The sequence below is a fragment of the Pseudonocardia sp. KRD291 genome, from assembly GCF_019263595.1.
GTDB lineage: Bacteria > Actinomycetota > Actinomycetes > Mycobacteriales > Pseudonocardiaceae > Pseudonocardia.
The window spans coordinates 1-9,561 of the sequence record NZ_JADQDD010000246.1 but is presented as its reverse complement, the minus strand read 5'-3'; the positions used below and the strand labels follow the sequence as shown (position 1 = coordinate 9,561).

At 73.7% G+C, this 9,561-nt stretch carries 7 protein-coding genes; 2 read left to right on the top strand and 5 right to left on the bottom strand.

Translation table 11 applies throughout. The annotated features are described in order from the left end of the window. From I4I78_RS25500 to sucC, 4 genes are all read right to left on the bottom strand, one after another. Positions 1 to 750 (bottom strand): DUF6350 family protein (locus I4I78_RS25500; RefSeq protein ID WP_308252354.1); only part of this gene is annotated, 750 nt, incomplete at its 3' end. 140 nt (positions 751 to 890) lie between these two features. Further along, positions 891 to 2,084, bottom strand: a complete 1,194-nt coding sequence (locus I4I78_RS25495) for a DUF5336 domain-containing protein (RefSeq protein ID WP_218614029.1) — start codon at positions 2,082 to 2,084, stop codon at positions 891 to 893. A 172-nt stretch (positions 2,085 to 2,256) separates the two neighbouring features. Next, entirely contained in the window at positions 2,257 to 3,144 is an 888-nt protein-coding gene (sucD, locus tag I4I78_RS25490) for a succinate--CoA ligase subunit alpha (protein ID WP_218614028.1), read from the bottom strand. 2 nt (positions 3,145 to 3,146) lie between these two features. Beyond that, positions 3,147 to 4,334 carry an ADP-forming succinate--CoA ligase subunit beta gene (sucC, locus tag I4I78_RS25485; protein WP_308252353.1) on the bottom strand — a complete coding sequence of 396 codons (1,188 nt, stop codon included), beginning with the start codon at positions 4,332 to 4,334 and terminating at the stop codon, positions 3,147 to 3,149. 260 nt (positions 4,335 to 4,594) lie between these two features. On the opposite strand from sucC, the gene I4I78_RS25480 reads away from it, so the two are divergent. Further along, positions 4,595 to 5,572 (top strand): triacylglycerol lipase, encoded by a 978-nt coding sequence (locus I4I78_RS25480; protein WP_218614026.1) that lies wholly within the window; start codon positions 4,595 to 4,597, stop codon positions 5,570 to 5,572. Positions 5,573 to 5,923: 351 nt separating this feature from the next. After that, entirely contained in the window at positions 5,924 to 6,808 is an 885-nt protein-coding gene (locus tag I4I78_RS25475; RefSeq protein WP_308252352.1) for a M23 family metallopeptidase, read from the top strand. 72 nt (positions 6,809 to 6,880) lie between these two features. On the opposite strand, the gene I4I78_RS25470 is transcribed toward I4I78_RS25475, so the two are convergent. Then, positions 6,881 to 9,385, bottom strand: coding sequence for a UvrD-helicase domain-containing protein (locus I4I78_RS25470; RefSeq protein WP_218614025.1), 2,505 nt, complete (start codon positions 9,383 to 9,385; stop codon positions 6,881 to 6,883). Positions 9,386 to 9,561 lie beyond the last annotated feature (176 nt).

Here is a 9,561-nt window from a genome sequence, read left to right as displayed (position 1 = left end):
GAGCGTCGCGAACGACCGCGCGACCTCCGGCGCGTGCACGAGCAGTCCGGCGAGCAGCACCAGTGCCCCGGACAGCAGGAGCCCGGCGGCGGCGACCCGGGCCCCGGCCAGACCGGCCGCGGGCCAGCCCTGCAGTCGTTCCCGCCAGGCCGCGGGCGGTCCGCACGCCCGCAGCACACCGACCCCGGCCGCGGAACCGGCGACCAGGCCCGCCCCGACCATCGACGCCCACGGCGCGGTCACCGCCATGTCCCGCGGCAGCAGCGCACCTCCGAGCACCGCGACCGCGGCGGCCGCCCCGGCCTGGGAGGCGACGACGGCACCCGCGTCGTGCCGGACGCGGCCGCCGAGGCGACGTACCGACCAGCCGGAGGCGACCATCACGATGCCGAACACCGCGGCCGTGGGCAGCAGCGGCAGCACGCCGAGCGGCTGACCGTCGAGCACCAACGGGATCTGCTGGGCGGCCAGCCACAACGGGACGGCGGTCGCCAGGGCGTCGTCCGGAGAGACGCCCTCGCCGCCGGACGCGGTGAGCGCGGCGGCCAGCGGGACCATGACCGTGTAGCCGGCGAGGATCGCGCCCATCGTCCCAACCAGCAGGACGCGCAGCCGTTCCAGGCCGTCGCGGCGCGGGGGCACGGCCTTCGGGTCGCGGACCGGACGGCCGGGGCGGCGCGCCGGCCGGGCACGCGCGGCTCCGTCCGTGCCGGGGCGGCGCTCGGACGAGGTCGGGGCCGTGGTGCTCACCCGGTCAGGGTCGCAGCGCCGGGCCGCAGCGCCGGGCAGGCACGCCGGGGACGGTCGCGGTCACACCCCGGCGACCCCGGCGGGCGACCCCGGACGGGCGACCCCGGACGGTCCCGCCGGGACCGTCCCCGAGGGCGGGGTCAGCCCGCGGAGCCCTTCCCGTCGCCGTCCTGGCGGAACGAGTGGGTCCGATCGTCGTCGGCGCCCTCGACCGCGGTGTCCGGGCGCTTGTCCTGGGTCCCCTGCCCCGCGGCCGGGACGGCGCTCGTCGCCTCCGAGCCCTCCCAGGACGCGGCCGATCCGGGCTGACCGGCGCCGACACCCGGCTGGCCCTGGCCCTGCTGAGCCTGGCCCTGCTGAGCCTGGCCCGGCTGGCCCTGCGCCGGAGCAGCCTGGCCCGGGGCCGGTGCGGCCGTCGGCGCCGCCCCGTAGGGGGCCTGGGGCGCGGAGGCACCGGGGGCCGCGAACAGCGAGCCGCCCGCCTGCTGACCTGCCTGCTGGCCCTGCTGCTCCCGGCCCGGCGCCGGGGCGCCCGGGTAGGGACCGGAGCCCGGGTACGGCTGACCGCCGGGCTGGCCCGGCTGCACGGCCCCGTACCCGGAGACCCCGTACGCGCCCTGGCCCGGTCCCTGACCGGGCCCGTAGCCCTGCGGGGCGTACCCGCCGTAACCGGGCTGCTGGCCGTAGCCCTGCTGACCGTAACCCTGCGGGCCGTAGCCCGGGACCTGGCCGAACGCGCCGGCCTGGCCGGGATAACCCTCGCCGTAGCCGGGCTGCTGCTGCGGGTACCCGCCCGGACCGCCCTGGCCGTAGCCGGGCTGGCCCGGCGCCGGCCCGTAGCCGGGCTGGGCCCATGCGCCCTGGGGCCCGGCGTTGCGGTCCTGCGCCGGCTTCGGGGCCGGCATGGTGACCAGCCCGATGTCGAGCAGCAGCGCACCGACCAGCGCGGCCGTGCTGAGCAGGGCGAACGCGACCGCGACCCAGCCCACGGCCCCCGGGTCGGCGGCCTCCGGGACGCTCGTGCGCGCCAGGAGCAGGAACAGGAAGCCGCTGACCGAGAGCGCCACCGCTGCCGGCAGCACGCGCCCGACGCCGGGCAGCAGCGCCAGCAGGCCGAGCACCCCGCCGGCGACGATCAGGACGATCGGGACCGAGAGGGCCGCCGCGCCGAAGAAGCCGCACAGGTAGGCGAGCAGCGCCAGCACGGCCCCGACCAGCACCACCATCCGGGCCGGTCCGGGTGCGAGCGGCGGTACCGCGGTGACGGCACCGTCGGGACCCGCGCTCTGCCTCGCCCCGGAGGGCGAGGTCTCCGATGAATGGCCTGTCGTCATGTCGGACATCTCCCCGCGGGCCGCGACCGGCGCGGCGTCGGCAATTCGGTTCGGTCCGGGCACGCTAACCCATCCGGGTCATTCCACCGCACCGGCGGCGAGCGAGCCCCACAGAAACAACGCGCGGCCCCCGGGAGTGTTCCCGGGGGCCGCGCGTCGGGTACTACCGGGCTCAGTTCGAGCCGATGATCTCCTTCATCAGCGCGGCGGTCTCCGACGGCGTCTTGCCGACCTTGACCCCGGCGGCCTCGAGGGCCTCCTTCTTCGCCTGCGCGGTGCCGGCCGAGCCGGACACGATGGCGCCGGCGTGGCCCATCGTCTTGCCCTCCGGCGCGGTGAAGCCCGCGACGTAGCCGGCGACCGGCTTGGTGACGTTGGCCTTGATGAAGTCCGCGGCGCGCTCCTCGGCGTCGCCACCGATCTCACCGATCATCACGATGGCCTCGGTCTCCGGGTCCGCCTCGAACGCCTCGAGGGCGTCGATGTGGGTGGTCCCGATGACCGGGTCGCCGCCGATGCCGATGGCGGTGGAGAAGCCGATCTCGCGCAGCTCGTACATCATCTGGTAGGTCAGCGTGCCGGACTTCGACACCAGACCGATCTTGCCCGGGCCCGCGATGTTGGCCGGGATGATGCCGGCGTTCGACTTGCCGGGCGAGATGATGCCGGGGCAGTTCGGCCCGATGATCCGGGTCCGGTTGCCCTTGGCGGAAGCGTGCGCCCAGAAGTAGGCGCTGTCGTGCACCGGGATGCCCTCGGTGATGACGACGGCGAGCCCGATCTGGGCGTCGACGGCCTCGATCACGGCGTCCTTGGCGAACTTCGGCGGGACGAACAGGACCGAGACGTCCGCCCCGGTCTCCTTCATCGCCTCCTCGACCGTGCCGTACACCGTGACGTCCTGGCCGCCGATGGCGACGCTGGTCCCGGCCTTGCGGGCGTTCACGCCGCCCACGATGTTCGTGCCGGAGGCCAGCATCTTGGTGGCGTGCTTGGTGCCCTCGCCGCCCGTGATGCCCTGGACGATGACCTTGCTGTTCTCGTTGAGGAAGATCGACATTCTCAGGCTCCAGCCGCAAGCTCGGCGGCCTTGTCGGCCGCGTCGTCCATCGTGCCCACCACCGTGACGAGCGGGTGGTTCGCGTCGGCGAGGATCTGGCGCCCCTCCTCGACGTTGTTCCCGTCCAGGCGCACGACCAGCGGCTTCGTGGCCCCGTCGCCCAGGATCTTCAGCGCCTCGACGATGCCGTTGGCCACCGCGTCACAGGAGGTGATGCCGCCGAAGACGTTGACGAACACACTCTTGACGTCGTCGTCGCCCAGGATGACGTCGAGGCCCGCGGCCATGATGTCGGCCGAGGCGCCGCCGCCGATGTCGAGGAAGTTCGCCGGCTTGACCTTGCCGTGCTTCTCCCCGGCGTAGGCCACGACGTCGAGCGTGCTCATGACCAGGCCCGCACCGTTGCCGATGATCCCGACCTGGCCGTCGTCGAGCTTGACGTAGTTGAGGCCCTTGGCCTTCGCCTTGGCCTCGAGCGGGTTCTCGGTGCGCTCGTCGACGAGACCCTTGTGCGCCTCGTGGCGGAACTCGGCGTTCTCGTCGAGGGTGACCTTGCCGTCCAGGGCGATGACCTTGCCCTCGGGGTCACGGACCAGCGGGTTCACCTCGACCAGCGTCGCGTCCTCGGCGACGAAGGTGTCCCACAGCTTCACGATGACCTGCGCGGCCTCGTCGGCCACCGCGGCCGGAATCTTTCCCGCGGCCACGATCTCGTCGGCCTTGGCCTTGTCCACGCCGGCGATCGGGTCGATCGGGATCCGGGCCAGCGCCTCCGGGCGCTCGACGGCCAGCTCCTCGATCTCCATGCCGCCCTCGGCCGAGCACATGGCCAGGAACGTGCGGTTGGACCGGTCCAGCAGGAACGAGAAGTAGTACTCCTCGGCGATGTCGCTGGCCTCGGTGACCAGCACCCGGTGCACGGTGTGGCCCTTGATGTCGAGGCCGAGGATCGCCTCGGCCTTCTGCTCGGCCTCGTCCGGGGTCTGGGCCAGCTTGACGCCGCCCGCCTTGCCCCGGCCGCCGGTCTTCACCTGCGCCTTGACGACGACGGCGGTGCCCAGCTCGGACGCCACCACCTTGGCGTCGGCGGCGGTCTCCACCGTCCGGCCCGGAAGCACCGGGACTCCGTGCGCGGCGAAGAGATCCTTCGCCTGGTACTCGTAGAGGTCCACTCGGCTCTCCCGCTCCACTTCGCTCTCGCCGCGAACTCGGCGGCCCCGGGGCGCGGGCGAGAAGAAGATGCCCGGCGCGGGCGGCAGCGTTCGCGGACGTCGGTCGTGCTGCTCGGGGGAGCCTAGCCACGACCGTCGCACCGTTCCTGACCTGGGCCGGTGACCGCTGTCACCCCGGCGCGGGCGAGCGCCTGTCGGCCGTCACCCGACCAGGTGGGCCGCACCCTCCGGCCAGGTCACGGGTGGCCGGAGAGTGATCTGTCGCATACCGTTTCACCATGGCGATGGCGCTCGCGGGGTTGCGGCGCCTGCGGGCCCTCGCGGACGACGTCACGACCGTGGCCGGCGAGGTCGGGCAGGCGGCGGACTACGCGGTGCGCACGTTCGCCTCCCCCGCCGGGATCCGCGGGATGGCGCTGGAGTGGGCCGCGATGGCCGCCCACGTCGCGATGTACCCGGTCGGGCTGGCCGAGGAGACGATCCGGCCGCACGACGTCTACCGCACCGACAGCCTGCCCCCGGCCCGGCGCAGCCTCGTCGTCGCCGACCCGGCCGCGGCCGGCACGCCGATCCTGCTGGTGCACGGGATCATGGACAACCGCTCGGTGTTCTCGGTGTTCGGCAACGCCCTGCGACGGCGCGGGTTCGGCGTGGTGCACGCGATCAACTACAGCGTGCTCACCGGCGACCTGCGCAGCGCCGCGCACGAGCTGCGCGGGCACGTCGAGCGGCTGCGCGAGCTGACCGGCTCGGACAAGGTGCACATCGTCGGGCACTCCCTCGGCGGCATGATCGCCCGCTACTACGTGCAGCGGATGGGCGGCTCGGAGGCCGTCGACACCCTGGTCACGCTCGGCAGCCCGCACACCGGCAGCAACGCCGCCTACCTGCTGCCGACCCCGCTGGCCCGTCAGCTGCGGCCCGGGTCCCAGGTCCTCACCGAGCTCGCCGAGCCCGCGGCGGACTGCCCGACCCGCTTCCTTGTGGTTTGGAGCCGGCTCGACGAGATGATCGTCCCGCAGCGCAACGCCCGCCTGCGCCACCCCGACCTCGACGTCTCCGAGCTCGAGCTGCGCGACGTCGGGCACCTGTCGCTGCCGATCGACCCGCGCGCGGTGCACTGGGTCGCCAGCGAGCTGGCCCGCGGCGAGGCCGACCGGCGCGGGGAGCACGAACGGATCCGGCACCGCCGCATCCGCGGCGGGCACCTGCGGGTCCCCGGGCCGCCCGCCGAGCGCGGCGCCCCGGCGTCCTGACGCGGAATGCCACCGGCCGACCACGCTGCGAACACGCGGTGCCCGTTCGGCGCAACGACGGCTTACCGTTCTCACTCGACCGGTCGCCGATGACCGGGTGCCGTCCGCGCCCGTCCGTGCCCCCTGCCGTTGCTCCGCTAGGGCGCGCGGGTTAACTTTCCTCAGTCCACGTCACGGACCGGTCACAGCGATCGGCGCCAGCCCCGAACGGCGCCACTCCCCGACGGAGTCCCCAGCTCCGAGATCGCCGCCCCGGGCCGGACGACCTGAACACCAGAAGGGCAGGTCTTGGCGCGCCACCGCTCCCCCAGCGGCGCCCGACCGGAGTCCCGGCCCGACACGTCCCCCGGCGTGCCGTACGCCACGACCGGATCCCGGCTCCCGGCGCCACCGGCACGTCCGCTGTGCGCCCGCGCGACCGTCGTGGCCGCCGCGGGTGGCGCCCTCGTCGCGGCCGGCCAGACCGTGGCCAGCGCGTTCGGGATGTCCGCGGCCCCCACCGCGGAGGAGTCCTACGCCCGGATCGCCGCCTCGGCGATGCTGCCGGTGAGCGAGATGCGCACCGGTGACCCGACCGCCCCCGCCGTCACCTCGGCGATCGGTGGCGAGCAGCTCAGCTCGACCGGTTCGGTCCCGTCGCTGGACCCGGGCGCCGAGGTCGACGTCGCCAACCTGACGAAGGCCGCCCGCCTCGGCGAGGAGGCGGCGAAGGTGGACGAGGAGAAGGATGCGGCGCTGGCCAAGGGCGCCCCGCAGGCCGTCGTCTACGACGGCATCCCCTACACCCTGCCCACCCGCGGCCAGTTCACCTCCGGGTTCGGCGGACGCTGGGGCGTCACGCACTACGGGATCGACCTTGCCGCGCCGATCGGCACCCCGATCTACGCACTGACCGACGGCGTGGTGGAGAAGGCGGGCCCGGCCAGCGGGTTCGGCATGTGGGTGGTGCTCAAGCACACCGACGGCACCAGCTCGGTCTACGGCCACATCAACCGCGCACTCGTCGAGGTCGGCCAGGAGGTCAAGGCCGGCGACGAGATCGCCGAGGTCGGCAACCGCGGCCAGTCCACCGGCCCGCACCTGCACCTCGAGGTGTGGGAGCCGGACGGCTCGAAGGTCAACCCGCTGCCGTGGCTGTCCGAGCGCGGCATCAACGTCACCGGCCCGGCGAAGGCCGAGGCCGAGAGCGAGGTCGACAGCGGCTCCTCCGGCTCCGAGGACTCCAGCCGGGCCTGAGGCCGCCGCCCCGGGCGTGGCCCGGCGGCACGCGCGTCCCCTCACGGGCGCGGCCCCGACCCGGCCGGAGCCTCAGAGCTTCGTGAGCGGGACGCCGCCGATCAGCATCAGGCGCACCGTCCCGGAGCTGCCGAAGTCGATCGTGACGGTCGCCCGCTGGCCGACCCCGTCCGAGGCGACGACCGTGCCCAGGCCGTACTTGTCGTGGTTGACCCGGTCGCCGACGTCGAGCGAGATCGTGGCGTTCATCGTGCGCTCGGGCACCTTCCAGTCCCCGCGGTCGCCGCTGCCACGCCGCTGCCCGAAGCCGAACCGGCCGACCGGGGCGGACGGGCGTTCGGGCTCGGTGCGCCGCCAGTCCACGAGCTCGGGCGGCACCTCGTCGAGGAACCGCGACGCCGGGTTCGTCGACGGCTGCCCGAACGCCGAGCGGACGATCGCCCGGGACAGGAACAGCCGCTCCCGGGCCCGGGTGATCCCGACGTAGGCCAGGCGGCGCTCCTCGGCCAGCTCCTTCGGGTCCCCCAGCGTGCGCAGGTGCGGGAAGATCCCGTCCTCCCAGCCGGTGAGGAACACGACCGGGAACTCCAGGCCCTTCGCCGTGTGCAGCGTCATCAGCGTGACCATCCCGGAGTCGTCGTCCGGGATGGAGTCGGCGTCGGCGACGAGCGCGACCCGCTCCAGGAACGCGGCCAGCGAGCCCGGGGCGGGCGCGCCCGCGTCGGCGTCGTCGTCCTCCGCGGTGCCCGCGGCCCCCGCCGCCTGCGTCTCCTGCTCGGCCGCACGGTCCGCGGCCGCCCGCGTGGAGGCCCCCGCGGCGACATCGGGATCGGCGCCGGTGCTCGTTCCGCTGTCGCTGCTCTCGGTGCTCAGCGCGGCGAGGTCGGCCACCGCGGCGTCACCGGCGAACTCGCGGGCCACCGTGACGAGTTCGGCCAGGTTGTCCATCCGGGTCCCGTCCTGCGGGTCCTCGCTGGCCTGCAGCTCCTCGACGTAGCCGGTGCGGGCGTAGATCGCCTCCAGGATCTCGGCCGTCTCGTCGCCGCGCTCTACCATCTCCCGCAGGTCGTCGATCATCCGGACGAACCCGGCGATGTTGCGCTGCGACCGGGTGGCCAGCGCGGTCGCGCGGTCGGGCTCCTCGGCCGCGATCCGCAGCGCCGCGGCGAACGAGATCCGCTCCCGCTCCGCCAGGTCGGCGACGACCGACTCCGCCCGGTCCCCGATCCCGCGCTTGGGGACGTTCAGGATTCGGCGCAGGCTCACCGTGTCGTCGGCGTTGGACAGGACCCGCAGGTAGGCCAGCGCGTCCCGGATCTCGCGGCGCTCGTAGAACCGGACGCCGCCGACGACCTTGTAGGGCATCCCGACGCGCAGGAACACGTCCTCGAACACCCGGGACTGGGCGTTGGTGCGGTAGAAGATGGCGATGTCGGAGTTACGGTACTCGCCGGAGTCGACCAGCCGGTCGATCTCGGAGGCGACGAACGAGGCCTCGTCGTGCTCGTTGTCGGCGACGTAGCCGACCATCTTCTCGCCGTCACCCTGGTCCGACCAGAGCCGCTTGTCCCGTCGCTCGGTGTTCCGCGCGATCACCGCGTTCGCCGCGGTCAGGATCGTCTGGGTGGAGCGGTAGTTCTGCTCCAGCAGGATCGTGCGCGCGTCCGGGAAGTCCTGCTCGAACTCCACGATGTTGCGGATGCTGGCCCCGCGGAACGCGTAGATCGACTGGTCGGAGTCGCCGACTACGCACAGCTCGGCCGGCTGCGCCCGCTCGTTCGCCGGGGCGACGAGCGCGCGGACCAGCTCGTACTGGGCGTGGTTGGTGTCCTGGTACTCGTCGACCAGGACGTGGCGGAACCGGCGGCGGTAGTACTCGGCCACGGCCGGCATCCGCTGCAGCAGCGACACCGTCTCCATGATCAGGTCGTCGAAGTCGAACGCGTTCGCCTGGCGCAGGCGGGACTGGTAGACGCCGTAGACCTCGGCGATCCGGCGCTCGTGCTCGGTGCCGGCGCGCTCGGACGCGTCGTCCGGGGAGAGCAGCTCGTTCTTCAGGTTCGAGATCTGCGCGGCCAGCGCGCGCGGCGCGAACTTCTTCGGGTCCAGCTCCAGGTCCCGGCCCACGATCCCGATCAGGCGGCGCGAGTCGTCCGCGTCGTAGACCGAGAACGCGCTGCGCACGCCCAGGTGCTTGGCCTCGCGGCGCAGGATCCGCACGCACATGGAGTGGAACGTGGAGACCCACATCGCGGCCGAGCGGCGGCCGACCAGCGCGTCCACCCGCTCCTTCATCTCCGCGGCGGCCTTGTTCGTGAACGTGATCGACATGATCTCGCCCGGGTGCACCCCGCGTTCGGCCAGCAGCCAGCCGATCCGGTGCGTGAGCACCCGCGTCTTGCCCGACCCCGCCCCGGCCACGATCAGCAGCGGCGCACCGGCGTGGGTGACGGCCTCGCACTGGCGCGGGTTGAGGCCCTCCAGCAGCGCGCGGCCACGAGAGGTCCTCGGCTCGGCACCGGGCGAGGGGGAGGCCACATCGGCCTCCTGGGCGGGGAGTTCGAACAGCGCACTCATCGTGTCGAACACGGTACCGCCGGGCACCGACAACGCTCACGCCCGCCGCGCGTGACCCACGGTCGCCGGCACGTGTGGCAGACTCGCTGCCGTGCACACCGCCAGGCGATTTCACTACGGGGACCGGAGTCCGGCACCCGTCGTCTGAGTGAGCAGGACCGACGCCCCGGAGTCCA

Excerpts from the sequence above, each read along its gene's own strand:
- I4I78_RS25495 (WP_218614029.1), bottom strand. The coding sequence starts at position 2,084 with ATGACGACAGGCCATTCATCGGAGACCTCGCCCTCCGGGGCGAGGCAG.
- sucD (WP_218614028.1), bottom strand. The coding sequence starts at position 3,144 with ATGTCGATCTTCCTCAACGAGAACAGCAAGGTCATCGTCCAGGGCATC.
- I4I78_RS25480 (WP_218614026.1), top strand. The coding sequence starts at position 4,595 with ATGGCGATGGCGCTCGCGGGGTTGCGGCGCCTGCGGGCCCTCGCGGAC.
- I4I78_RS25470 (WP_218614025.1), bottom strand. The coding sequence starts at position 9,385 with ATGAGTGCGCTGTTCGAACTCCCCGCCCAGGAGGCCGATGTGGCCTCC.